This is a genomic window from Stenotrophomonas sp. MYb57, assembly GCF_002966815.1.
GTDB classification, from domain to species: Bacteria; Pseudomonadota; Gammaproteobacteria; order Xanthomonadales; family Xanthomonadaceae; genus Stenotrophomonas; species Stenotrophomonas indicatrix.
Genome location: NZ_CP023271.1, coordinates 3,602,057 through 3,626,396, shown reverse-complemented (window position 1 = coordinate 3,626,396; position 24,340 = coordinate 3,602,057). Strand labels below are relative to the sequence as shown.

Annotated in this window: 21 protein-coding genes and 1 tRNA gene; 10 read left to right on the top strand and 12 right to left on the bottom strand. The window is 66.6% G+C overall.

What is annotated here, in order from left to right; all coding sequences use genetic code 11:
• Window positions 1-27: 27 nt before the first annotated feature.
• The 4 genes from pal to queC all read left to right on the top strand — a co-directional run bounded on the left by pal (window position 28) and on the right by queC (window position 3,050).
• On the top strand, window positions 28-546 hold the full coding sequence (pal, locus tag CLM74_RS16625; RefSeq protein WP_025874668.1) for a peptidoglycan-associated lipoprotein Pal: 519 nt from the start codon (window positions 28-30) through the stop codon (window positions 544-546).
• A gap of 3 nt (window positions 547-549) precedes the next feature.
• Complete coding sequence (ybgF, locus tag CLM74_RS16620; RefSeq protein ID WP_105164542.1) at window positions 550-1,368, top strand: tol-pal system protein YbgF; 819 nt, start codon at window positions 550-552, stop codon at window positions 1,366-1,368.
• 237 nt (window positions 1,369-1,605) lie between these two features.
• On the top strand, window positions 1,606-2,307 hold the full coding sequence (gene queE / locus CLM74_RS16615; protein ID WP_025874666.1) for a 7-carboxy-7-deazaguanine synthase QueE: 702 nt from the start codon (window positions 1,606-1,608) through the stop codon (window positions 2,305-2,307).
• A 77-nt stretch (window positions 2,308-2,384) separates the two neighbouring features.
• Complete coding sequence (gene queC / locus CLM74_RS16610; RefSeq protein WP_032975132.1) at window positions 2,385-3,050, top strand: 7-cyano-7-deazaguanine synthase QueC; 666 nt, start codon at window positions 2,385-2,387, stop codon at window positions 3,048-3,050.
• A gap of 150 nt (window positions 3,051-3,200) precedes the next feature.
• On the opposite strand, the gene CLM74_RS16605 is transcribed toward queC, so the two are convergent.
• Entirely contained in the window at window positions 3,201-4,214 is a 1,014-nt protein-coding gene (locus CLM74_RS16605; RefSeq protein WP_105164541.1) for a DUF2268 domain-containing putative Zn-dependent protease, read from the bottom strand.
• A gap of 174 nt (window positions 4,215-4,388) precedes the next feature.
• Between CLM74_RS16605 and CLM74_RS16600 the strand changes: the two genes are divergently transcribed.
• A tRNA-Lys gene (locus tag CLM74_RS16600) sits at window positions 4,389-4,464 on the top strand.
• 73 nt (window positions 4,465-4,537) lie between these two features.
• Here the strand turns inward: CLM74_RS16600 and CLM74_RS16595 are convergent.
• Both CLM74_RS16595 and CLM74_RS16590 read right to left on the bottom strand, forming a co-directional pair.
• A complete protein-coding gene (locus CLM74_RS16595; RefSeq protein WP_105164540.1) occupies window positions 4,538-4,855 on the bottom strand; it encodes a hypothetical protein in 318 nt (105 codons plus the stop codon).
• Window positions 4,856-4,934: 79 nt separating this feature from the next.
• Window positions 4,935-5,291 carry a hypothetical protein gene (locus CLM74_RS16590; RefSeq protein ID WP_105164539.1) on the bottom strand — a complete coding sequence of 119 codons (357 nt, stop codon included), beginning with the start codon at window positions 5,289-5,291 and terminating at the stop codon, window positions 4,935-4,937.
• Window positions 5,292-6,003: 712 nt separating this feature from the next.
• Between CLM74_RS16590 and CLM74_RS16585 the strand changes: the two genes are divergently transcribed.
• Both CLM74_RS16585 and CLM74_RS16580 read left to right on the top strand, forming a co-directional pair.
• On the top strand, window positions 6,004-6,849 hold the full coding sequence (locus CLM74_RS16585) for an alpha/beta hydrolase-fold protein (protein ID WP_105164538.1): 846 nt from the start codon (window positions 6,004-6,006) through the stop codon (window positions 6,847-6,849).
• Between the two features lie 83 nt (window positions 6,850-6,932).
• Window positions 6,933-7,868 carry an alpha/beta hydrolase-fold protein gene (locus CLM74_RS16580; protein ID WP_105164537.1) on the top strand — a complete coding sequence of 312 codons (936 nt, stop codon included), beginning with the start codon at window positions 6,933-6,935 and terminating at the stop codon, window positions 7,866-7,868.
• Window positions 7,869-8,318: 450 nt separating this feature from the next.
• On the opposite strand, the gene CLM74_RS16575 is transcribed toward CLM74_RS16580, so the two are convergent.
• Complete coding sequence (locus CLM74_RS16575) at window positions 8,319-8,744, bottom strand: response regulator (RefSeq protein WP_025874652.1); 426 nt, start codon at window positions 8,742-8,744, stop codon at window positions 8,319-8,321.
• Window positions 8,745-8,836: 92 nt separating this feature from the next.
• Window positions 8,837-9,574, bottom strand: coding sequence for a CPBP family glutamic-type intramembrane protease (locus CLM74_RS16570; protein ID WP_105164536.1), 738 nt, complete (start codon window positions 9,572-9,574; stop codon window positions 8,837-8,839).
• A gap of 180 nt (window positions 9,575-9,754) precedes the next feature.
• On the opposite strand from CLM74_RS16570, the gene CLM74_RS16565 reads away from it, so the two are divergent.
• Window positions 9,755-10,078 carry a zf-TFIIB domain-containing protein gene (locus tag CLM74_RS16565; protein WP_105164535.1) on the top strand — a complete coding sequence of 108 codons (324 nt, stop codon included), beginning with the start codon at window positions 9,755-9,757 and terminating at the stop codon, window positions 10,076-10,078.
• Between the two features lie 108 nt (window positions 10,079-10,186).
• On the opposite strand, the gene CLM74_RS16560 is transcribed toward CLM74_RS16565, so the two are convergent.
• From CLM74_RS16560 to CLM74_RS16535, 6 genes are all read right to left on the bottom strand, one after another.
• Window positions 10,187-10,699, bottom strand: a complete 513-nt coding sequence (locus CLM74_RS16560; protein ID WP_105164534.1) for a GNAT family N-acetyltransferase — start codon at window positions 10,697-10,699, stop codon at window positions 10,187-10,189.
• Window positions 10,700-10,780: 81 nt separating this feature from the next.
• Window positions 10,781-11,740, bottom strand: a complete 960-nt coding sequence (locus CLM74_RS16555) for a copper resistance protein B (RefSeq protein WP_105164533.1) — start codon at window positions 11,738-11,740, stop codon at window positions 10,781-10,783.
• The gene (locus CLM74_RS16550; protein ID WP_105164532.1) at window positions 11,737-13,548 is read right to left on the bottom strand and encodes a copper resistance system multicopper oxidase; all 1,812 of its coding nucleotides are present in this window, start codon (window positions 13,546-13,548) and stop codon (window positions 11,737-11,739) included. The genes CLM74_RS16555 and CLM74_RS16550 overlap by 4 nt, the downstream gene beginning before the upstream one ends.
• A gap of 75 nt (window positions 13,549-13,623) precedes the next feature.
• A complete protein-coding gene (locus tag CLM74_RS16545; protein WP_025874646.1) occupies window positions 13,624-14,010 on the bottom strand; it encodes a CopL family metal-binding regulatory protein in 387 nt (128 codons plus the stop codon).
• 174 nt (window positions 14,011-14,184) lie between these two features.
• The gene (gene recQ / locus CLM74_RS16540; protein ID WP_025874645.1) at window positions 14,185-15,990 is read right to left on the bottom strand and encodes a DNA helicase RecQ; all 1,806 of its coding nucleotides are present in this window, start codon (window positions 15,988-15,990) and stop codon (window positions 14,185-14,187) included.
• 644 nt (window positions 15,991-16,634) lie between these two features.
• A complete protein-coding gene (locus tag CLM74_RS16535; protein WP_025879374.1) occupies window positions 16,635-17,183 on the bottom strand; it encodes a Dps family protein in 549 nt (182 codons plus the stop codon).
• 86 nt (window positions 17,184-17,269) lie between these two features.
• Here CLM74_RS16535 and hrpA point away from each other — a divergent pair, with 86 nt between their 5' ends.
• A complete protein-coding gene (hrpA, locus tag CLM74_RS16530) occupies window positions 17,270-21,355 on the top strand; it encodes an ATP-dependent RNA helicase HrpA (RefSeq protein ID WP_105164531.1) in 4,086 nt (1,361 codons plus the stop codon).
• Window positions 21,356-21,493: 138 nt separating this feature from the next.
• Here the strand turns inward: hrpA and CLM74_RS16525 are convergent, their stop codons facing one another.
• Window positions 21,494-22,030, bottom strand: coding sequence for a hypothetical protein (locus CLM74_RS16525; RefSeq protein WP_105164530.1), 537 nt, complete (start codon window positions 22,028-22,030; stop codon window positions 21,494-21,496).
• A 130-nt stretch (window positions 22,031-22,160) separates the two neighbouring features.
• On the opposite strand from CLM74_RS16525, the gene CLM74_RS16520 reads away from it, so the two are divergent.
• Window positions 22,161-24,317, top strand: a complete 2,157-nt coding sequence (locus CLM74_RS16520) for a bifunctional (p)ppGpp synthetase/guanosine-3',5'-bis(diphosphate) 3'-pyrophosphohydrolase (protein WP_099785133.1) — start codon at window positions 22,161-22,163, stop codon at window positions 24,315-24,317.
• The last annotated feature ends 23 nt before the right edge of the window (window positions 24,318-24,340 follow it).

Genomic DNA, 24,340 nt, shown 5'->3' with positions numbered 1-24,340 from the left:
CGGCTTAGGAGCCACAAAGGTATCGCCATGAACAAGTCCACCCGCGTTCTGCTTGTTTCCCTGCTGTCCGTGGCCGTCCTGGCCGGTTGCTCGAAGAAGGTCAAGGAAGAAGCCCCGGCTCCGGTCGATACCGGCACCTCGACCACCACCCCGACCGGTCCGTCCACCTCCGGCCTGTACGGCCCGGGCGATCTGGACACCGATGCCTGCCTGCGTCAGCGCGTTGTCTACTTCGACCTGGACAAGGAAGACGTGAAGCCGGAATTCCAGGCCATCATGGCTTGCCACGCCAAGTACCTGCGTGACCGTCCGTCTTCGCGCATCACCCTGCAGGGCCACACCGACGAGCGCGGTTCGCGCGCGTACAACCAGGCCCTGGGCGAGCGTCGTGGCAACGGCGTCAACTCGGCACTGCAGGCCAACGGTGGCTCGGCTTCGCAGCTGACCGTCGTGTCCTACGGTGAAGAGCGTCCGGTCTGCACCGAGTCGAACGAGTCCTGCTGGTCGCAGAACCGTCGCGTCGAAATCGTCTACACCGCGCAGTAATCCATGCGCCTTGGCATCAAACTGATGCTGGTCGTTGCGGCAGCCCTCGTGGCTGCCGCACCGGCGCATGCACAACGTCAGAGCCTGGCCGACCGCGTCGGTTCGCTCGAGCAGCAGATGTACAACAACAGTGCCAACCAGGACCTGTTGAACCAGATCAACCAGCTGCGGCAGCAGGTCACCAGCCTGCAGGCCTCGATCGAGCAACTCCAGCACGACAACGCCCAGCTCAAGCAGACCGCCCAGGACCAGTACCTGGATCTGGACAGCCGCCTGAACCGGTTGGAAGGGGGCTCTGCCGCCCCAGCCCTGCCTGCGATTCCAGCGAGCGCACCGAAGGCTCCTGCAGCCCCGGCAAAACCCGCAGCGGCGGCCACTTCCGAGCGGCCGCCTTCCGTCCATGGTGATCCGGGCAGCCTGGCCGTCACCGGTGACGAGCGTACGTCCTACAACGTGGCCTTCGACGCATTGAAGGCGGGCAAGTACGATGATTCGGCGCAGCTGTTCCTGAGCTTCCTGGAGCTGTACCCGAACGGCGTCTACGCCCCCAATGCCTTGTACTGGCTGGGCGAAAGCTATTACGCCACCCGCAATTTCCCGATGGCCGAGTCCCAGTTCCGCGAACTGCTCTCGCGCTATCCCACCCACGACAAGGCCGCTGGCGGCCTGCTCAAGGTCGGCCTCTCGCAGTACGGCGAGGGCAAGGTCGACCAGGCCCAGCAGACGCTGGAGACCGTCGTGGCGCAATACCCGGGCTCGGACGCCGCGCGTACCGCGCAGGACCGCCTGCAGTCGATCCGCCTCGGCAATCAGATCCGCTGATCCGCTGACCGGGCGTACAATGTGTTCCCCGTAGCGCCGAGCCTTTGCTCGGCTGCTTTCGTTTCCGGGTCGGTAAACCCGTCCGGATCCGGTAGCGCCGGGCCATGCCCGGCGGCTTGCATTACCCGCCGGGCCATACCCGACCGGCTGCTGTTGTAGAGCCGAGCCATGCTCGGCTGCTTTCGTTACCGGCCACGGTAGCCCACCCGCCACGTGTCCCACCAAGAAGTCCCCGCCATGACCGCCGTTCCCCCGTCCGCCGCCGTTGCCACGCCCAGCGAGATCGTGCAGTCGCCCCTGCCGCGCCTGAAGATCACCGAGATCTTCACCTCCCTGCAGGGCGAAGCCGATACCGCCGGTTGGCCGACCGTGTTCGTGCGCCTGACCGGCTGCCCGCTGCGCTGCCAGTACTGTGACACCGCCTACGCCTTCCACGGCGGCACATGGTGGGACATCGACGATATCGTGGCCCACGTGCAGGCCCAGGGCGTGCGCCACGTCTGCGTGACCGGCGGCGAGCCGCTGGCGCAGAAGCGCTGCCTGGTGCTGCTGCAGAAGCTGTGCGATGCAGGCCTGGATGTGTCGCTGGAAACCTCCGGTGCGCTGGACGTCAGCGCCGTCGATCCGCGCGTGTCGCGCGTGGTCGACATCAAGACCCCGGGCTCGGCCGAGGTCGCGCGCAACCGCTGGGAAAACCTGCCGCTGCTGACCACGCGTGACCAGATCAAGTTCGTGATCTGCAACCGCGAAGACTACGACTGGGCCAAGGCCATGGTCGCCGAACACCAGCTGGTGCAGCGCACGATGGTGTTCTTCTCACCCAGCAAGGGCGAAATCACTGCCCGCCAGCTGGCCGACTGGATCGTGGAAGACCGGCTGCCGGTGCGCTTCCAGATGCAGTTGCATAAAATCCTGTGGAACGACGAGCCGGGCCGATAAGCCGGCGCAGTGTTTCCTTATGTAGCTCCGGCGCGGGACAGCGTGCTGGCTTTCTCCCCCAACCGGATGATTTACCCATGAAGAAGGCAGTCGTGCTTCTCTCCGGCGGCATGGATTCAGCCGCCGTCATCGCCATGGCCCAGGAACAGGGCTTCGCCGTGCATGCCCTGAGCGTGCGTTACGGCCAGCGCCACACCTCCGAGCTGGATGCCGCCGCGCGCGTGGCCAAGGCCCAAGGCGTGATCGTGCACAAGACCGTGGACGTGGACCTGCGCAGCATCGGCGGCTCGGCGCTGACCGACGACATCGACGTGCCCGAGGCGGGCGGCGAGGGCATCCCGGTCACCTACGTGCCGGCGCGCAACACCATCATGCTGTCGCTGGCGCTGGGCTGGGCCGAAGTGCTTGGTGCCAACGACATCTTCTGCGGCGTCAACGCCGTGGACTACTCCGGCTACCCGGATTGCCGCCCCGAGTTCATCGCCGCCTTCCAGGCTCTGGCCAACCTGGCGACCAAGTCGGGCGTGGAAGGCGCGGGCATCACCGTGCATGCGCCGCTGCAGTTCCTCAGCAAGGGCCAGATCGTCAGCGAAGGCGTGCGACTGGGCGTGGACTTCGGCCTGACCGTGTCCTGCTACAACGCCGATGCCAGCGGCGCGGCCTGCGGGCATTGCGATGCCTGCCGCCTGCGCGCGCAGGGCTTCGCCGATGCCGGCGTGGCCGACCCGACGCTGTACGCCTGACCGGCTCTGGTAGGGTCGGCCGCTGGCCGGTGGCCGGTGGGTGCGAACCGTTGGTTCGCACTCACTATCCCGGCGCTACCGCTGCCGGGCTACCCCGGTGGGTGCGAACCGTTGGTTCGCACCGCCTGACCCGCCGGGCGCGCCCCGGCGCTACCAATGTTGGGATTCCGGTAGTGCCGGCCGCTGGCCGGCAGCCTCATTGGTGCGCGGAGGCTGCAACCAACCCGATGCTTCAATGAAACCGCGCACCGCAACCGGATCGCTGTAATCCAGCTCGATCATCCGTGCGATCGCAACCTGCTCATCCGGCTGCTGCCGCATGTACTCCTGCGCGATGCGGTACCCCGCGTAGTACCCCACATCGCTCACCCCGAACGGATTGCGGGCGTTGTTGTACAGCCAGTTGTCCAGCGCATCGCCATCCATCTCCCCTCTGAAGCGAGCGCGGATCTCCGATTCGTGCAACGGGCCATAGGTGTACAGCGGCAGTGCCGGGCGGCGACCGCTGATCCGCTCGGCGATGTACTCGGCCACGCCTTCGCGCACCGCGTACTGTGCGAGCGATCCCGTAGTCTCGCGCTGTTGGGTGTGCACGTACTCATGCAGGTTGTTCTGCGCGTTGTTCGCGCCGGGCGCGCTGTCGTAGAAGACCCGCAGGCGACTGCGCAACGGCTCCGGCAGTTCGCTGACATCCACGCTTGCATCGCCGAGCGCCATTTCCGCGCCGATCAGTACCTGGTCCCCCAGCGTGGTGCCGCCTGTGCGCAGCACGCCCACCGCATAGGTGATGCTGGCCGGGCGCAGGGCGGGGTAAAGCCTGCGGAACGCAGCCAGATCCCGCTCCAGCATGGCGCTGGCCTGCCGGGCGTTGGCGGTCAGCGGCCGCACCGAGGCCCAGAAGTGCGGCCAGGCGAGCATTGCTTGTGCGTATTCGGCGGCGGTGTAGTTGCGCACCTTCATCAGCGCATGCAGGCCAGGGCTGCCGGGCTCGATATAGCGCTGCTGCACCAGGGCCACACGCTGCGCGGCATCGGGCTCGGTGAGCACCGCATCGTAAGTAGCCCAGAAGCGGCCGATGTCGTCGGTCCGCACCTGTGCAGGCGATGCCGCAGAGGCGGCAAACGGCAGCAGCAGGGCGAGCATCAACGGCAGTGGCAGGCGCATCCATCGCTCCGGGGCAGGGTCGCAGGTGAGATGCGGCACGTGGCGGAAAGGTTTAGAGACCCGCAGCCGGGGTAGTGGCGGCCGCTGGCCGGCAACCTGGTAGATCCCCGGCTTCACCCCGCCCGGAAAAGTACGGTAGAATGCCCACCCCGCCGAAAGGCCGGGGCCTTGCATGGGCCGTTAGCTCAGTCGGTAGAGCAGAAGACTTTTAATCTTTTGGTCGATGGTTCGAATCCATCACGGCCCACCATTGCAGGCAATGACCTCGGTCATCCAGAAAGGCACCGCCAAGCGGTGCCTTTTTTGTTGCAGAACCTGAGGTCCTACCTGGACTTTGCGCCCTGGGAACGGGCTGCCTCGCGGTCTGCCGCTGCCTGTGCGGCAACCGCGGCCGCGTTCGCAGCACGCTCCACTGCGGCGCGCTCTGCGTCGAACCGGGCCTGCCGCTGGGCGCTGTAATTGCGCTCCAGTTCCAGCGAGGCAGTGAAGCTGTCGGGGTACTTCGCGGCGCACGCCTGCTGCACCAATTGCACGGCGCGGTCGGATAACCCGGGTTGGATGTTGCCGAGCAGGCAGTCGGCGTACGGTACGGACGCGGCCGGGCTTGCGGCCAGCGCGGCAATGATCATGGCATTCAACATGCGAACCTCCTTGTGTCAGTGTCGATGGAACCCGGGACGGGCCCGGCCCGAGTATGGGCTGGATTACGGTGCAGGGTTCCTACTCAGGCCGGATATCCCGGCATACCAGTTCCGCCAGCCCGCGGAAGGCGAAGAACAGCCCTTCGACCACGCCGTCATCCAGATGCCGGTCCGGCGTTGCGATTGACCGGCAGCGATCGGCGGCGTGCAGCATCTCTGCCACGGTCAGCATGCCGACGGCCGCCCGCTCCACGCGTGACAGTGCCAGCCTGCGCCCTGCGGGAAGGCTGGTATCAGGCCAGGGCTGGCCGTCTGCACCTTCGCCCGCGCGGATGCGCTCGAGGCAGCCCAGGAACGTGCTCAGTTCGGGCGCAGGGTTGTCATCGTCGTCGTTGACGCTGGCGGCATATGAGGGATAGGGCGGACCTTCGGTCATCTCGGCTTCCTCGGCTCTGGGGTGGGAGTGCCACCGCGTGAGGCGGGTGGCGGACGGTGCGTGTCTGCAAGCCGGAGTGACAGTAAGCAGTTAACCGGCGGGCACGAAGGCCCCCACGCACCGCCCGCCATAGAGGCCGACGGATCACCCGCCGGCACCATTGAAGAACGGTGCCGGCGGGCGAGCGTAAACAACTTGCTTCTAGTCACTCCGGGCTTGCAGGCCCGGTGCCACCCGTTGTCGGTGGCGCAGCATGGTGTTTGCGCTTTCGCTTGGATTTCAATCAGGAATTTCCGGAAGGACATGCGGAATCCAGACGCGCGACGATGGTGGCGCAGGCCTGTCCTGCGCAGCAAGCGTCAGTACACGACGCATTCGTTTCCGCGGCTGGTTGATCACGCTGGAAGATGCCGCAAACCGTACATTGCGATGCATCTGCCGTGAACCAGCGTGTGTAAAGCTGGCTTCACTTTCGCTATCAATGTCCTCTGTGCGTTCCAGTTGTACCCACCGCATTTCGGTGCAGGTGCGACGGTAGTGGCGCCCTTGGCGGTTCAAATGCGACACATGGCGGTGCACGCGCGGTATGGGGCCCTATCCGGGCGCGAGTCACGGCAAGTCATCCACGCATGACGTGGATCTACGCATCTGGCAGGCGCCAATGCGCGCGTCCGGGCGCTATGCTCGGCTTCTTTCGCTGGATGGGATGCCCATGCGCTTGATGGTGCTGTCGCTGTTGTTGTCCTGTGTCTCCGCCGCGCCGCTGATGGCCGCCGAACCGGCGCCTCAGCCGACGGTCGCCTCTCCATTGGTCATCGGCGAGACCTTCACCCTCCAGTCCAAGGCGCTGGGCGAGACCCGCCGCATCAACGTCTACCGCCCGCAGCCGTGGGGCCTGGACCCGAAGACGCCACTGCCGGTGCTGTACATGCCCGACGGCGGCATCGGCGAGGATTTCCTGCACGTGGCCGGGTTGGTGCAGGTGCTGACCGGCAACGGCAGCATGCGCCCGTTCCTGCTGGTTGGAATCGAGAACACCGAGCGCCGCCGCGACATGACCGGCCCGAGCCGTGATCCTGAGGACCAGAAGATCGCGCCGCGCATCGGTGGCTCGGCGGCGTACCGTGATTTCCTGCGCGATGAACTGATGCCGGAGGTACGCCAGCGTTATGCGACCACCGACGAGCGGGCGCTGATCGGTGAATCGCTGGCCGGGTTGTTCGTGATCGAGACGCTGCTGCAGGATCCGGCCTTGTTCAACAGCTATATCGCGCTGGACCCCAGCCTGTGGTGGAACCACGGCGCCTTGCTGTCTGGCGCAGGCAAGCCGGTGCCGTCGGTTGCGCGCAGCGGCGCGCGGCTGTTCCTGGCCAGCAGTGGCCAGCCGGAACTGGCTGCGTCGAGCGCACGCTTGGCGGCGCTGCTGCAGCAGGCATCGCCGGCAACGCTGGTGAAGTACCAGCCGCTGCCGGAAGAGACCCACGCTACCATCTACCACCCGGCCGCCCTGCAGGGTCTGCGTACGTTGTTCCCGGTACCGCCGCCTGCGTCGCCTTGAGAGGTTTGGCGTGCAACAACGCGGTGTGTGAGGATGCATCAGCGGCGCCACCTGGGTGCGCCGCCCGCAACAGGAGAGCGCGGATGCAGCGTGTGCGTGTATGGAGTGTGCTGGCCTGCCTGGCCTTGGCAGGGTGCGCGATGTCGGTGGCGCCGCCGGCAACGCAGGAGGAAGCCAGGGAAAGCGCGACGGCCGTGCCAGGCGTTGTGCTGCCCGATACCGAGTCACTGCGCGTGCATGACCCGATCGGGCGCGACTATGCCCTATGGGTGGCGTTGCCTGCCGGCTACGCGGCGCATCCGCAGAAGCGTTATCCGGTGGTGTACGTGACCGATGCGCTGTACAGCTTTCCGCTGGTGCGCAGCGTACGCAACCTGGTGGGGCAGCAGGGCGTCAACATCGAGGATTTCATCCTGGTCGGGTTGCCGCCGCAGGAAGGCCTGACCTCCAAACAGAGCCGCTCGCGCGACTACACCCCCAGTGATCCTGTGCGCACCCCTGCCGGCTACTACAGCGATGACGTCACCTATGGCGGCGCGGCCCATTACCGCGACTTCCTGGCTGACCACGCGCTGCCGCTGATCGATGCGCGCTACCGTACCGATCCGGCCCGGCGTGTGTTTGCCGGCCATTCCTATGGCGCGCTGTTGGGTGCTTACGTGCTGACGACCCAGCCCGACATGTTCGGCACCTATATCCTGTCCAGTCCGTCGCTGTGGTTCGACCAGGGCCTGCTGCCGCGCATGCAGGATGCCGCCGTGATGCCGTCACAGCCCATCCGCGTGCTGCTGTCGGTGGGCGGCTACGAGACGGTCAAGCCGGGCCCACGTTATTCAACGGGCAACGACATGCTGCGGCAGACCGCCGACTTCGCCGGTCAGCTGCAGCGCAGTGGTCGCAAGCTGCAGGTGGAGAACATCGTGATTGATGGCGAAGACCATCTCACGGTGTATCCGCGCGTGATCACCCGCGCGCTGCTTGAGGTACTTCCGGGCGAAGGACCGTATACCGGCGGCTGACGGCCGGCTCCATCCACGCATGGCGTGGATCTACTGGCAGCATTTTCCGTTCACGCAACGGTGCGCATCGCCGTAGAGCCACGCCATGCGTGGATGTACCAGTAGATCCACGCCATGCGTGGATGCACCAGTAGACCCACGCAACGCGTGGATGGAGCAGTAGATCCACGCCATGCGTGGATGCACCAGTAGACCCACGCAACGCGTGGATGGAGCAGTAGATCCACGCCATGCGTGGATGGAGCAGTAGATCCACGCCATGCGTGGATGCACCAGTAGATCCACGCCATGCGTGGATGCACCAGTAGAGCCACGCCATGCGTGGATGCACCAGTAGATCCACGCCATGCGTGGATGCACCAGTAGACCCACGCAACGCGTGGATGGAGCAGTAGATCCACGCCATGCGTGGATGCACCAGTAGATCCACGCAACGCGTGGATGGCAGCCTCAGGCCGCGCTTGCCTGCGGCGCCGGCATCAGCGCGGCATCGGCGGCATGGCGGAAGCACAGCCGGATCGCATCCAGCAGCTCGCTCATGTTGTAGGGCTTGGGCAGGAAATGAATGCCGTCGTGCAGTTGCGGCAGCACGGCATGCTGGTCCATGCCAGAGGTCACCAGGATCGGCAGCTGCGGATACAGGCTGCGCACGCGGTTGGCGGCCTCGATGCCGCTGACCAGGCCGAGATTGACGTCGGTGAACATCAGGTCGAAGCGCTCTCCGGCGGCCAGCAGGCCCAGCGCGGCTTCGGCGCTGCTGACGCCTGCGACGTGGCAGGCTTGGCTCTCCAGCGCCATCCGGCTCAGTTCACGGGTTTCCTCGGCGTCTTCGATCAGCAGGACGCGTGGTTCAACGTGGCGCTTGGACAGCAGCATGACGCAACAACTCCGGACGGCAGGGCATGAAAGGCGCGCAAGTATGCGCAAGCCCCCAGTGAGCCCCGTGTGCAGGATCGGCTAAGCCGGCGTTACAGCGCGCGGTTGCGCCGGGTCCGCACATGCCAGCCCAGCGCTGCCACTGCCAGCAGCGTAGTGCCGATGCGCAAACTGGTGGCCTGCCAGCCCAGCGCAACGGCGTCGTCGAGGCTGAACACATTCCAGGCCAGGTTCATCGACACGTGCAGGGCCAGACCGCACCACAGGGTGTTGCCGTCGAGGTGGTCGAGCCAGGCGAAGATGAAGCCGCCGAAGGCGATCACTACGCCGACGAACAGGGCCATGCCGCCGCCGTCGAAGCCGCCGAAGCCCAGCCAGTGCACCATGCCGAACAGCAGCGCCTGCGGCAGTGCGAGCAACGGCCAGGGGCCGCGTACGATCTTCACCAGCAGCACGAAGCCGAGGCCGCGGAACAGCACTTCTTCGGCCAGCGGGAACAGCACGGCCAGCATCGTGGCGTCCAGCGTCGTCAGCGCCGTGTTGGGCGTCCCCAGCAGGGCCAGCCCCAGCCAGCACGGCAGGCTGGCCAGCAGCACCCACAACGGGCCACGCATGCCGTTTCCGCGCAGGCCGAGGCTGGCCAGCAGGCCCACACCGCGGGGGCGCAGCAGCGTGGCCAGCAGCAGTGCCACCAGCACCGCCAGCGCGTTGTCCAGCAGGCTGCCACCGTAGGGCATGGGCAGGGCGGGAATCGGCGCGCCCAGCGTGGAACTGATGTCGCGCACGTTCAGGCCGAGGCCAACGCCAAGCAGCACCAGCAACAGGCGCATGCCGGTGGGAGTCGAGTCACGGGCAGTCACATGCATTCCTTGCAGCGAGGTCGCGAGGCAGTCTGCAGGGCGGCGGACGTGGCGGCACGCGCCGGAAGTCCCTGTGCCATCGGTCATGCGTTGCCGCACAGTCATCCGCACACAGGTACAGTCGAGGCCAGACCGACAGGAGCAATGCGAATGCTGTGCCCCGTGTGCAAGACCCAGACCCTGCAGATGGCCGAGCGCCATGGCATCGAGATCGACTACTGCCCGAGCTGCCGTGGCGTATGGCTGGATCGTGGCGAACTCGACAAGATCATCGAGCGCGCCACTGACGGTGCAGGTGCCGCCATGCCGCCGCCAGGGCCCTCGCCGGTGCAACCGCAGGCCGCTCCGCCGCCGGTGATGCATCGCGATACTCGTCATCTCGGCCAGCGCCATGATGACAACCGTGGCCAGTACAGCCAGGGCTACAAGAAAAAGAAGAAGGAAAGCTTCCTTTCGGAGTTGTTCGACTTCTAAGTAGCAGCGTCGAGCCTTGCTCGGCTTTGCTCTTTGGGGCCGCGCCGACCAAGGTCGGCATCTACCAGAACAGGCGTCGAGCCTGGCTCGACGCTACAAGAACGCGGCTCAGGGCCGGCGCAGGATGAACTCGCGGTCGCGGCTGTCGCCGACGATGAAGTCATACTCGCCGGCCTTGCTGCAGCCGTAGCGCGCGTAAAAGCGCTGCGCGCCGAAGTTCTCTTCCCACACGCCCACCCACAGGGTGCGGCGCTGTGGTTGGTCGAGCCAGGCCATGAAGGCATCCATCAGGCGCGCGCCGTGGCCGCCGTTCTGGTGGCTGGCTAGGATGTACAGCCGTTTCAGTTCGATGTCGCCTTCGCGTGCTTCGGCATGCGGCAGGGTGTTGGCGCCGGCGGCCAGATAGCCCACCACCGTCTCACCCTCCAGCAGCAGCCACACCGCGCTGCGCGGGTCGGACAGTTCCGCTCGCTGCGGCTCGGCGCCGTAGTGATCCTGCAGGAAGGTGTGCAGGTCCTGCGGCGGATAGGAATCGCCCCAGGTTTCGATATAGGTGGCGATGGCGATCGCCGACAACGCGTCGACGTCGGCCAGGGTGGCGCGGCGGATATGCAACGACATGGTGCAGCCTGCAATGGAACGTGCGGCAGTGTAGCCGGCCCCGGCGGTTGCCGGGGCTGGCTGCTGCTCATGATCCGCTGCTCAGAACCACATGCGGATGCCGGCGACCCAGCGTGTGTCGCGTGCATGGTCGCCGGCATAGTCGGCGGTATCACCGAAAGCCCGTTCGTGGCTGATGCCGATGTACGGCGCGAAGCGGCGATTGAACTCGTAGCGCAGGCGCAGTCCGGCTTCGACCTTGTTGAGGCCGCGGCCGATGCCGTACTCCGGTTCGTCCTTGCTGGCCACGGTCGCTTCCAGCAGGGGCTGCAGGATCAACCGGTTGGTCAACAGCACGTCGTATTCGATCTCGGCCTTGGCCATCAGCTGGCCACCGGAACCGGCATACAGCGTGGCCGAGCTTTCGAACTTGTACGGCGCCAAGCCCTGGATGCCGATCGCCGCCCAGGTGCGTGAATCGGCGGGGCGGAAGTCCTGGCGTACACCGACCAGCACGTCCCACCACGGCGAAATTGCACGCCCGTACAGCGCTTCCACGCCTGATGATTCCGTGCGGCCTTCGCTGCGTTCGCCATCGGTGCGCAGCCACAGGCGGTTGATGTTGCCGCCGATCCAGCCACTGGCCTCCCAGGCCTGGCCGTTGCCGTTCTTTCCATCCCAGTGTTCCAGGCGATCGATCAGCAGCAGGCTGTGGATTTCCGGTGGGTGCTCCATCGCACCATGCGCGATGGGTGGAAACGCGGCCGCACGATCGGCATCGGTGGGGACAGGTATCGGTTCGCGCGGCTGCGTCGGCGCGGGCGTGCCGTGGCCCATTGTCGAGTGATCCATCGCGCCATGGTCCATCGTTGAATGGTCCATCGCACCGTGATCCATCTTCGAATGGTCCATCTTCGAATGATCCACGTCGGCCGCTGGCGTGGCATCGGCAGGAGGCGCGTGTGCTGTCATGTCATGGCCGGCATGGGACTGCGCGAAGGTGGGCAGCGCGGCCAACAGGCCGAGGGTCAACAGGCTTGGGGCAAGCAGGGAACGGCTCATTCTTCGATCCTCACTTCGCGCATCATGCCTGCTTCCATGTGGTACAGCAGGTGGCAGTGGTAGGCCCAGCGGCCGAGGGCATCGGCGCGTACGCGATAGGTGCGGCGTGTACCGGGCGGCATGTCGATGGTGTGCTTGCGCACCTGGAATTCACCCTGCGCGTTTTCCAGGTCGCTCCACACGCCATGCAGGTGGATCGGATGCTGCATCATGGTGTCGTTGACCAGCACGATGCGCATGCGCTCGCCGTAGTTCAGGCGCAGCGGTTCGGCACCGGCGAAGGGAATGCCGTCGAACGACCAGGAGAACTTTTCCATGTGGCCGGTCAGGTGCAGCTCGATCTCGCGGCCGGGCTCGCGGCCATCGGGGTCTTCGAACAGGCTGCGCATCGCACCATAGGTCAGCACCTGGCGGCCGTTGCCGCGCAGGCCGATGCCGGGGTCGTCCAGCTTGGGCTCGGTGGCCGAACTCTGCATGTCCACCAGCGGATTGTTGCGCTCGCTGGCCGGATGCTTTGGCGCTTTGCTGGCGGTCTCGCCGCCGCCATGTGCGCCGTGGCCCATGCTGGCACCGCAGCCGCCTTCCATGCCCTTCATTGCTGCCATGTCGTGTCCGCCGTGGCCACCGCCGCCCATGTCGTGACCCATGTCGCCCATCGTCAGCAACGGGCGCGGATCGCGCGCGGGAATCGGTGCCTGCAGCCCATGCCGCACGGCGAGGGTGCCGGCGGCATAACCCGTGCGGCCCATGTCCTGGCAGAAGATGGTGAAGGCATCCTGGCCGCTGGGTTCCACCAGTACGTCGTAGGTTTCGGCCGGGGCGATGCGGAACTCGTCGATGCTGACCGGATGGATGTACTGGCCGTCGGCGGCGACCACGGTCATCTTCAGGCCGGGAATGCGCACGTCGAAGTAGGTCATCGACGCACCGTTGATGAAACGCAGCAGCACCTTTTCGCCACTGCGGAACAGCCCGGTCCAGTTGCCGGCCGGCGCGGTCCCGTTCATCAGGTAGGTATAGGTGTGCGCGTTGATGTCGGAGATGTCGCTGGGCGTCATCCGCATCCGGCCCCACATGCCGCGGTCGGACAGCGCGGCCGACCAGCCATCGCGACGCGCGTCGCGCAGGAAGTCGGGCAGGGTGCGCTTGTAGTAGTTGTCGTGCTCGGCGAGCTTCTTCATGCGCCGGAACAACGCGCCGGGATCCATGTCGGTCCAGTCGGACAGCATGATCACGTGCTCGCGGTCATGCCGGTACGGCGCCGGTTCGGCCGGGTCGATGATCAGCGCGCCGTACAGCCCCGCCTGTTCCTGGAACAGCGAATGGCTGTGATACCAGTAGGTGCCGGACTGCTTGAGGTCGAAGTGGTAGTGGTAGGTCTCGCCGGGGCCGATGCCGTTGAAGCTCAGGCCGGGCACGCCATCCATGTTGGCCGGCAGCAGGATGCCGTGCCAGTGGATCGAAGTAGGGTGCTGGCCGAGCGTGTTGCGCACGAACAGGTCCACGGTCTGGCCTTCGCGCCAGCGCAGGATCGGTGCCGGCAGCGATCCGTTGACGGTGATCGCCGGGCGGGTGCGTCCGGTGAAGTTGGCCAGCGACTCGCCGATCGCCAGTTCGACGCGGGTATCGCTGATGACCGAAGGTGCGCCGGCCAGGCGTGGCGCGGCAGAAGCGGCGGCGAGCGCGCGCTGCGGGATGCCGGCCGCGGCGATGCCGGCGACCACGCCGCCAGCAGCGATGCCCTGCACGAACAGACGGCGCGACGGCATGGGCACAGCGCCCGGGCCGGGAGGAATACGGGTACTCATGGTGGTGACTCCAAACACGGAAAGACGCCAGCGCAGGGCCGGCTTCAGTGCGCAGCGCGCACGAGGCGTGTTGGATCAGCCGATGGGAGGGCGTGAGATCGGCGGCAGCGGCGGTGCCGGGCGGCCATTGGCAGGCATCGGCTGCGGGGTCAGGGAAAGACCGGGACCGGTCAGGAAAGGCAGTGCCTGCACGGCCAGCAGCGGGTGCTGGGCACAGCTGCGCACGCAGTCCTTGATCTGGCAGTGTGCGTCGTGGGCGGGGGCCTTGGCCTGCGGCGCCTCGTCTGCAGTCATGCCGGCGTGGTGGTGGCAGTCGGCGTCGCCTTCATCGGTCATCGCCGAGGCCATCGCATGGGCCATGCGTCCCATGTCCTCGTGCCCGCTGGCCATGGCCGCGTTCAGCCCGTTGAGCAACAGGCTGAGCATGAGCACGACACGGAGCAGGGTCGAGGCGAGGGACATGGCGCTAATCTAGCGGCAAGTGGGCGGACATGCACATCCGGCTGAACGGGTGGTTCAAGGTTTGAGCCGGGCGAGGGTGCGCAATCGCGCAGCCTGGTAGCTTCTGGCCATGCCCGGCGAGCGGGAAGCGCGGTCGATATGCGGGCCGCCGGGCATGGCCCGGCGCTACCGGGGTCATCCCTCTTCGCGCACGATCTCGACCAACCTCGGGCCATAGCGGCTGAGCTTGGTGCCGCCGATGCCACCGACCCGGGCCAGCTCGTCCAGCGAGGTCGGGCGCTGTTCGGCGATGTTGCGCAGGGTGCTGTCGTGGAAGATCACGAAGGCCGGCACGTTCTGCTCGCGCGCCAGCTCGGCGCGCAGGCCGCGCAGCGCATTGAACAGGGCCAGGTCCTGCGGCAGCACCGACAGGCCGGTGCGTTGCGCGCTGCGTTCGCGCCCGGCGCTGGCACTGACTGCATCGCGGCGCATGCTGATCTGGCGGCGACCGGTCAGCACATCGCGGCTGGCATCGGTCAGGCGCAGGCCACCGTGGCCCTCGCTGTCCACTTCCAGCAGGCTGGCGGCCACCAGCTGGCGGAACACGCTGCGCCAGGTGCGCGCGTCCAGGTCGCGGCCGATGGCGTAGGTGCTCAGCTTGTCGTGGCCCTGCTGCTTGACCTTCTCGTTCTCGCTGCCGCGCAGGACGTCGATCAGGTGGCCGACGCCGAAGCGCTGGCCACTGCGGTATACACAGCTCAACGCCTTCTGCGCGGGGATGGTGGCGTCCCAGGCCGCCGGCGGGGTGAGGCAGTTATCGCAGTTGCCGCAGGGCTTGGGATAGGTCTCGCCGAAACCGGCCAGCAGCACCTGGCGGCGGCACTGCATCGATTCGCAGTAGCCCAGCAGGTGGTCGAGCTTGGACCGCTCCAGCTGCTTGCGCTCCTCGCTGGCCTCGGACTGCTCGATCATCTGCTTGAGCAGTACCACATCGCCCAGGCCGTAGCAGAGCCAGGCCTCGGCGGCTTCGCCATCGCGCCCGGCGCGGCCGGTTTCCTGGTAGTAGCCTTCCATCGACTTGGGCAGGTCGGTATGGGCGACAAAGCGTACGTCCGGCTTGTCGATGCCCATGCCGAAGGCGATGGTCGCGCACATGACGATGCCGTCCTCGCGCAGGAAACGGCGCTGGTTGTTGGCACGCACTTCCGCGGGCAGGCCGGCGTGGTAGGGCAGGGCGTTGAACCCTTGCGTGCACAGGAACTCGGCGGTTTCCTCCACCTTGCGCCGTGACATGCAGTAGACGATGCCGGCCTCGCTGCGATGGCTGCGCAGGAAATCGCTCAGCTGCTTGCGGGCGTTGTCCTTCTGCACCACGGTGTAGCGGATGTTGGGGCGATCGAAGGAGCTGACGAAGTGACGTGCTTCGGCCAGGTCCAGCCGCTCGGCGATCTCGCGCTGGGTTGGCGGGTCGGCGGTAGCGGTCAGGGCGATTCGCGGAATCTCCGGCCAGCGCTCGTGCAGGACGGTCAGCTGCCGGTATTCGGGGCGGAAGTCGTGGCCCCATTGCGACACGCAATGGGCTTCGTCGATGGCGAACAGGGCGATCCGGCTGCGCGACAGCAGCGACAGGAAGCGGCCGGTCAGCAGGCGCTCGGGAGCGACATAGAGCATGTCGAGCTCACCGGCGAGCAGTTCGCGTTCGACCCGGCCGGCCGTTTCGGCGTCCAGGGTCGAGTTCAGGAATTCGGCGCGCACGCCGAGCTGGCGCAGGGCTTCGACCTGGTCCTGCATCAGTGCGATCAGCGGCGAGATGACGATGCCACAGCCGTCACGCAGCAGGGCGGGCACCTGGTAGCACAGTGATTTGCCGCCGCCGGTGGGCATCAGCACCAGGGCATCGTGACCGGCAGCCACATGCTCCACGATGTCCTGCTGCGGACCACGGAAATCGTCGTAACCAAAGACGCGGCGGAGCAGGTCGTGCGCGGGACGGGAAGCCATCCAGCTAGTTTACCCCGGCGGGGGTTCGGCCGGGTTGCACCCGGCACCTGCTGCGGTGCCCTGGCAACAGCAACAGCAACAGCCGGTTCTGGGGTGATCCGTGGTTTGGCGGGGCGGTGTCGGATTGCGGGGACGCCGCAAGTACGTCCCTGTAGGCTTGGCCGCGGCTTGCTCGTGTGCGCTTTCCTGCGCACACGGCAAGACCGGGGTTGGGCGTCCTGCCCAACCCGCCCGAGGCATGCCTCGGGCCCATGCCGCGGACACCCCGCAATCCGACACCGCCCCGCCTTCGACAGTTTCCCGGCCACGGTGGGCCATCCACGCCATGCGTGGATGAAATCTGTCAGATATCGACAAACAAAATGGGGTCGGATCCGTTTTCCTGCGGAAAACGGATCCGACCCCAAGCTTTAAGAGTTGGCCCGACAGATTGCGGAAGACTGTCGAAGGCGGGGTGGGTCCGGTGGCAGGGGTGTCCGCGGCATGGATGCCGCGGCCAAGCCCCCATGGACGGGTTTACGGCGTCCCCTGCCACCGGACCCACCCCGCCTACCCAAAGGAAGCCAGCTTTTGCTCTGGCTCTGGCCTTGGCTTCAAGGCCTCTGCAGGTGCAGGGCGCAGCCCTGCCGAACCACCCGAAACCCTTACTGGAGCAGCGAGCGCAGCATCCACGCGTATTTCTCGTGGGTCTGCAGGCGCTGGGTCATCAGATCCTCGGTCGGGGCGTCGTCAGCGTCGTCGGCCACATCCAGCACTTCACGTGCCGTACGGCATACCGCTTCGTTGGCGACCACCAACTGGCGTACCATTTCACGCCAGTCCGCACTGTCGGTCAGGCCCGGCTCCTCGACGATCGAGGTCAGCGCAGCAAATTCCCGGTAGGAGCCCGGGGCATTGAAGCCCAGTGCGCGGATGCGCTCGGCCACATCGTCCAGTGCCGCCCACTGCTCGGTGTACTGCGTCTCGAACATGGTGTGCAGCGAGTTGAACATCGACCCGGTGACATTCCAGTGGAAGTTGTGGGTCTTCAGATAGAGCGTGAACGCATCGGCCTGGAACCGCGCCAATCCGTCGGCGATCTTCTTGCGGTCGCCCTGGGTGATCCCGATATCGATGTTGGGGGCCGACGGCGCGGAAGCCGCAAGCTTCTGCTTGCCGGTCTTGGGCTTGGTCGTGCTCTTGGTCTTCGCCATGGGGTTCCTCCTTGTGGAATCGTTGGCCTTCACAATAAATCAGTCGTGATGACTGGTCGCATTCAAAGTTTTAAACGAACCGATTGATGAACGCTATCGACAAAATGCCGCAGTCCCGCCAGCGCCAACAGCGTGCCGCCATCGACGGCGCCATGAGCCGCGACCGTGGACGATTGCTGGGAATGCTCTCGCGTTGCCAGGCCAAGCCACAGGATGCGGCGTTGGCCGCCAGTTTCGAGCAGGCCTTGCAGGTTTCGGTGCAGCGCCGGCAGGCGCGGGCGCAACAACAGCCGGCCATTACTCTGGACCCACAGCTGCCGATTGCGCGTGAAGCCGAGACCATCACCCAGTTGATCCGCGACCATCAGGTGGTGGTGATCGCCGGTGAAACCGGCTCGGGCAAGACCACGCAGCTACCGAAACTGTGCCTGGCCGCCGGCCGTGGCCAGGCCGGCATGATCGGCTGCACGCAGCCGCGCCGGATCGCCGCACGTGCGGTGGCCAGCCGTGTCGCGCAGGAACTGCAGAGCGAACTGGGCCAGCTGGTGGGCTACCAGGTGCGCTTCAACGACAAGGTCGGCGAAGACACCCGCATCAAGTTCATGACCGACGGCATCCTGCTGGCCGAGATCGCCAGTGATCGCTGGCTGTCGAACTACGACACGATCATCGTCGACGAAGCGCACGAACGCAGCCTCAACATCGACTTCCTGCTTGGCTATCTCAAGCAGCTGCTGCGCAAGCGCCCGGACCTGAAGCTGATCGTCACTTCGGCGACCATCGACACCGAGCGCTTCGCCCAGCATTTCGACAATGCGCCGGTGATCAGCGTCGAAGGCCGTACCTATCCGGTGGAGGTGCGCTATCGCGCGCTGGAAGGCGAGGGCGAAGACCAGGGCGAACGCACGGTCAACGATGCGATCGTTGCGGCCATCGACGAAATCACCCGGCTGGATTCCCGCGGCGACGTGCTGATCTTCCTGCCGGGCGAGCGTGAGATCCGCGATGCGCACCAGTCGCTGGAGCGGCGCAAGTACCGCAATACCGAAGTGCTGCCGCTGTACGCGCGGCTGTCCAACCAGGACCAGGACCGGGTGTTCAACCCCGGCCCGAACCGGCGCATCGTGCTGGCCACCAACGTGGCCGAGACCTCGTTGACGGTGCCGCGCATCCGTTATGTGGTCGACCCCGGTTTCGCCCGCGTCAAGCGTTACAGCCCGCGCAACAAGCTGGACCGGCTGCACATCGAGCCGATCTCGCAGGCCAGTGCCAACCAGCGCAAGGGCCGCTGTGGCCGCGTGGCCGAGGGCATCTGCTATCGCCTGTATGCCGAGGCCGATTTCCAGGCGCGGGCGGAGTTCACCGATCCGGAAATCCGTCGTTCCAGCCTGGCCGGGGTGATCCTGCGCATGCTGCAGCTTGGCCTGGGCCGCATCGAGGACTTCCCGTTCCTTGAGGCGCCGGATGAGCGGGCCGTCGCTGACGGTTGGCAGCATCTGACCGAGCTGGGGGCGATCGACAGCGAGCGCCACCTGACCGCGATCGGCAAGCAGATGGCGCGCCTGCCGGTGGACGTGAAACTGGCGCGCATGCTGGTGGCGGCGCAGGCGGCGGGCTGCCTGCGGCCGATGCTGGTGATCGCCTCGTTCCTGGGCATCCAGGATCCGCGGGAGCGGCCGCCCGAGGCGCGTGGCGCCGCCGACAACGCACACGCGCAGTTCGCCGATGGCCGCTCCGAGTTCGTCGGTGTGCTGCGCCTGTGGGATGCCTATCGCCAGTCCCATGAGGATCTGACCCAGTCCAAGCTGCGCGACTGGTGCGGCCGCCACTTCCTCGGCTTCCTGCGCATGCGTGAATGGCGCGAGCTGCATCGGCAGCTGCGCCTGCTGTGCGAGGAACTGGGCTGGAAGGAAGAGGCCAACGAGGCATCGATGGCACCGCTGCTGGCCGGCAGCAGTGCGCCGGCTCCGGCGCGCGATGATGCTGCTGCGGTGAAGGCGACCCGTGGCCAGCTGCACCGTGCTGCGCGCCTGGCCCGCGAGGGCAAGGCCGAAACGGCGCCCGCGCCGGTCGCGGCCCGTGCGCAGAAGGACCAGGCGCCCGACGGCGGTGGTTACAGCGAACGCGTTCGCGCCACGGCGTACCAGACCCTGCATCGGGCGTTGGTGGCGGGCCTGCCCACGCAGATCGGCCATCGCAGCGAGAAGGGTGATTTCCAGGCGCCGCGCCAACGCCGTTTCCTGCCGTTCCCCGGTTCGACGCTGTCCAAGCGGCCGCCACCGTGGCTGCTGGCCGCCAACCTGCTGGATACGCAGAAGGTGTGGGGCATGACCCTGGCGGCGATCGAGCCGGACTGGGTGATCGCCGAACTACCGCACCTGCTGCTGCGCAAGCACTTCGACCCGCACTGGTCGCGTGCGCAGGGCCAGGTGCTGGCCTCCGAGCAGATCAGCCTGTTCGGGCTGGTGCTGGCGCCGAAGAAGCCGGTGCATTACGGCCGCATCAACGCCGGCGAGGCGCATGACATCTTCGTGCGCCAGGCACTGGTGACCGGTGAGATCAACACCCGCGCCAGCTTCGTGGCCGACAACCAGAAGGTGCTGGAGCAGGCACGCGAGGAAGAAGCCAAGCTGCGCCGTGCCGGCATTGTTGCCGACGAGGACTGGCAGGCACGCTGGTATCTGGACCGGGTGCCGCCGCAGATCCACTCCGCGTCCGGGCTGGATGCGTGGTGGAAGGCGCTGCCGCCGGAACAGCGCAAGGGCCTGCACTGGTCGTTGATGGATCTGCTGCCGGGCGAAGGCAGCGAGCAGGAGCGCTACCCGAAGTACCTGGCGCTGGGCCAGGCGCGGTTGCCGCTGCACTACCGCTTCGAACCCGGGGCCGACGATGACGGCGTGACCCTGGACGTCCCGCTGCACCTGCTCAATGCATTGGATGCGGTGCAGTTGGGATGGCTGGCGCCGGGTTTCGTTGCCGACAAGGCGGCGGCCTTGATCCGCAGCCTGCCCAAGGCGATGCGGCGCAACTACGTGCCGGCACCGGATTTCGCGCGCGCGTTCTACGAGGCCTTCCCGCAGCCCAGCGCGGACGCGATCACCGGCGAGCTGGCGCGTTTCCTGTCCCGTGCAACCGGGGCAACCGTGGCCGCTACCGATTTCGAGCCCGGTTCAATCGAACCGCACCTGCACATGAACCTGCGCCTGCGCGATGAGCAGGGCAAGGTGCTGGCAACCTCGCGCGACCTCGATGTGCTGCGTGCGAAGTTCGGTGGCCGTGCCGGCGATGCGTTCGCCGCACGTGCCGGGCGCGAGATGGCGGCCGATGGCCTGCGCACGTTCCCGGCCTCGCCGATTCCGCTGCAGGTACCGGGCGAGGCCGGCGTGCCGGCCTATCCCGCGCTGAAGGATGAGGGTGACAGCGTTGCACTGCGCATCTTTGCTGATCGCCAACAGGCCGAGGAAGCACACCCGCTGGGCGTGCGTCGACTGCTGGAGATCGGCCTGGGCGAGAAGATCAAACAGGCACGCAAGCAGTTGCCGGTGGCAGCGAAAACCGGCCTGTTGTACGCCTCGATCGAAACCCAGGAACGCCTGCGTGGCGATCTGGTCGATGCAGCGCTGAATGCCGTGCTGGCCGACGGCCTGGGCGATATCCGCGATGCGGCGGCGTTCGAGCAGCGTCGCGAACACGCCGCAAAAACGCTGTTCGGCGAAGCCATGCAGCGGTTGAAGCTGGCCGAGTCGATCCTTGCCCTGGTGGCCGAGTTGAAGCCGATGCTGGAAGCACCGTTGATGGGCTGGGCGCGCGGCAATCTGGATGACATGGAAGCGCAGCTGGTTGGGCTGATCCATCCCGGCTTCCTGCGCGACACGCCGGCCGATGCCCTGGCGCAGTACCCGCGCTACCTGAAAGCGATGATCCTGCGCACCGAACGCGCCAAGCGCGATCCCCCGCGTGACCAGGCGCGCATGCTGGAACTGCACCCGTTCCTGGAGGCATTGCAGGTGGGCGAGCAGCAGGGCCTGCGCGAGCGGCCGCAGTGGCAGGCCTTGCGCTGGGATCTGGAGGAGCTGAGGGTTTCGTTGTTCGCGCAGGAGCTGGGCGCACGCACCGGCGTTTCGGCGAAGAAACTGGCACAGCGGGTGACCGCACTGCGCCAGGCCTCGTAATCCCTGGGCTGGCCCCGCCGGGCACTCGCCGGCGGGGTCAAGCGGAACGGCATCCACGCATGGCGTGGATCTACAGCCGGTGGTGGCGCAGACGGTTGCCGCCAAACGTTGGCTTGGCTCTACAGCAAAGCCAGGCCGTTACTTGGTGCGGCGCACCTTGGGCTGGGTGTTCACGCCTTCGACCTTCAGGTACCACACGCCCATCACTCCGGGGCTGATGCTGACCTTCGGCGACTGCTTGCGTACGCCGGAAATCGAGGTGGCATCGGTCTGTTCCCACTGCTGGCCATTGTCCAGCACGTAGACCCGGCCCTTGCCGAAACCGCGGAACTCGCCCTGCAGCACGCCGCTGATCGGCTCGTTGCTGCCGAAGTCGAAGAAGCCGCGGTTCTTCACGATCACTTCCTGGCGGCCTTCCTCGCGCGCTTCTTCGCGCACCGCAGCGACGGCCTCGGTGGTGGCGGCTTCAACCTTGCCCTGCAGCCAGCGGTTCAGCGTGGCCAGCTCGGCGGCATTGAGCTTGTCCAGGCCAGCGGCCTTGAATTCGGCCGGTGACATCTGCTGCTGCAGGTCACCCTGCACCACGCGCTGGGCCAGCGCAGGCGTCGACAGGGACAGCAGCACGGCGGCACAGGCCAGCAGGCGAGGGCGGAAAGGCAGGGTGATCGAAGGCATGGCGGAACTCTCCCGTGGATGTCGGCGAGTGTAGCGGCATGTCCACATTCCCGGCGATGCTGGCCGCGGCGATTGTTCCTGAACGGCTGCGGCGCTAGTGTAGGGGCTTCTGTCTTGCCTGCTCGATGCTGTGAACCGCGCTTCCGTCCCCGGCCTGGATGCCTTGTTGAACCGCCCCTCGGCAGCCGTGCTGCCGGCTCCGCTGCGCCAGGCCCTGCGCGGGTATTGGGAAGCGCCCGACTGCGACCCGCAGATGCGTGCCAGCTGGTCGGTGCTGGGCGATACCCTGGACGCGCTGGCGATGCTCTCGGCAGACGAGGGCGCCGTGGTGGCGGCCCTGCTGTTCGATCTGCCGGGCCTGCGCGTCCACCTTGATGCATTGCCGCTGGGCAGCCACAAAGCGGCGGTGATCGGCCTGCTCGATGGACAGGATGCGGCCGATCCCGTCTGGGCACTGCATGCCGGTCGCGAGGCCGGCCGCAACAGCGAAGGCCTGCGCCGGTTGCTGCTGGCGATCATCCGCGACCTGCGGGTGGTACCGATCCTGCTGGCCCGGCAGCTGGCGCGCATGCGCGCGGCCGACAAGCTCGATGAGGAGCAGCGCCGCGCGCTGGCCCAGTTGACCCGCGACATCCATGCGCCGCTGGCCAACCGGCTCGGCATCTGGCAGTTGAAGTGGGAACTGGAAGACCTGGCCTTCCGTCACCTGGAGCCGGAAACCTACCGGCGCATCGCGCGTGAGGTCGACGAAACCCGCATCGCCCGCGAACGCTACGTCGAGAATGTGAAGAAGGTGCTGTCGCGCGAACTGGGCGTGCAGGGCATCCGCGCCGAGGTCAGTGGCCGGCCCAAGCACATCTACAGCATCTGGCGGAAGATGCAGAAGAAGCGCCTGGCCTTCGACCAGCTGTATGACATCCGAGCGGTACGGGTGATGGTCGACGACGTCGCCGCCTGCTACGCCGCGCTCGGCGTGGTGCATGCGCTGTGGGCACCGGTGCCGAGCGAGTTCGACGATTACATCGCCCGGCCCAAGGCCAACGATTACCGCTCGCTGCACACGGCGGTGGTTGGCCCGGAAGGGCGCACCATCGAAGTGCAGATCCGCACCCACGACATGCACGCGCAGGCCGAGCTGGGCGTGGCCGCGCACTGGAAGTACAAGGAAGGCGGCAAGGGCGCGGAGAAGTCGTTCGATCGCAAGATCACCTGGATGCGGCAGCTGCTGGAGCAGGCGCAGGACGGGCAGGGCAATGAACTGGCCGGGGCGCTTGATGCCGAGCTGACCGAAGACCGTGTCTACGCGTTGACCCCGAAGGACGAGGTGCTGGACCTGCCGCAGGGCGCAACACCGCTGGATTTTGCCTACCAGGTGCACACCATGGTCGGGCACCGCTGCCGTGGGGCCAAGGTCAACGGCCGCATCGTGCCGTTGACCTACCGCCTGCGCAGCGGGGATCGCGTCGAGATCCTCACCGGCAAGGAGGCCGACCCGCGCCGCGACTGGCTGATGCCGGCCAACGGCTTCCTGGCCAGCAACCGCTCGCGCGAGAAGGTGCGCAGCTGGTTCCACAAGCTGGACCGTGCGCGCAACGTGCAGGCGGGGCGCGAGCTGTTGGAGCGCGAACTGAAGCGGCTGGGCCTGCAGCATTCGGACCTGTCCGCAGCGGCGAAGAAGTTCCACGCCGACAGCGTCGACGACCTGTACATCCAGGTTGCCCTGGGCGATACCGGCCCCAACCAGGTCAGCCGTTCGCTGCTGGAGGCCGAGCGTGCGGCCAGCCAGCCGGCGCCGACGTCGGCCTTGCCGCGGCCGACCGCGCGTCGCGAGAACCTGGGCAAGTCCAAGTTCACCGTACAGGGCGTGGGCAACCTGCTGGTGCAGCTGGCACGTTGCTGCCAGCCGGTGGCGGGTGAACCGATCGTCGGCTACCTGACCCGTAGCCGTGGTGTCACGGTACATCGTGCAGACTGCGTGGCATTGGCACGGCTGGCTGCGACCAGCCCGCAGCGGATCCTGCCGGTGGAATGGGGCCAGGCCGGTGGTGGCTATGAAGTGGACGTGGTGGTCGACGCGGTCGACCGCCGCTGGCTGCTGAAGGACATCACCAACCTGATCGCACAGGAAGACGCCTACGTGCTGGACATCCACAGCGACAACGTCCGCAATAGTGGCCGCGCGCATCTGCGCCTGCGGTTGAAGGTCAGCGACTACGGCCAGTTGTCGAATCTGCTGGGCAAGCTCGATGCGTTGCCGGGCGTGAGCGAGGCGCGTCGTCTGGGCTGAGCTTCACGCTGCCCCGGCTACCC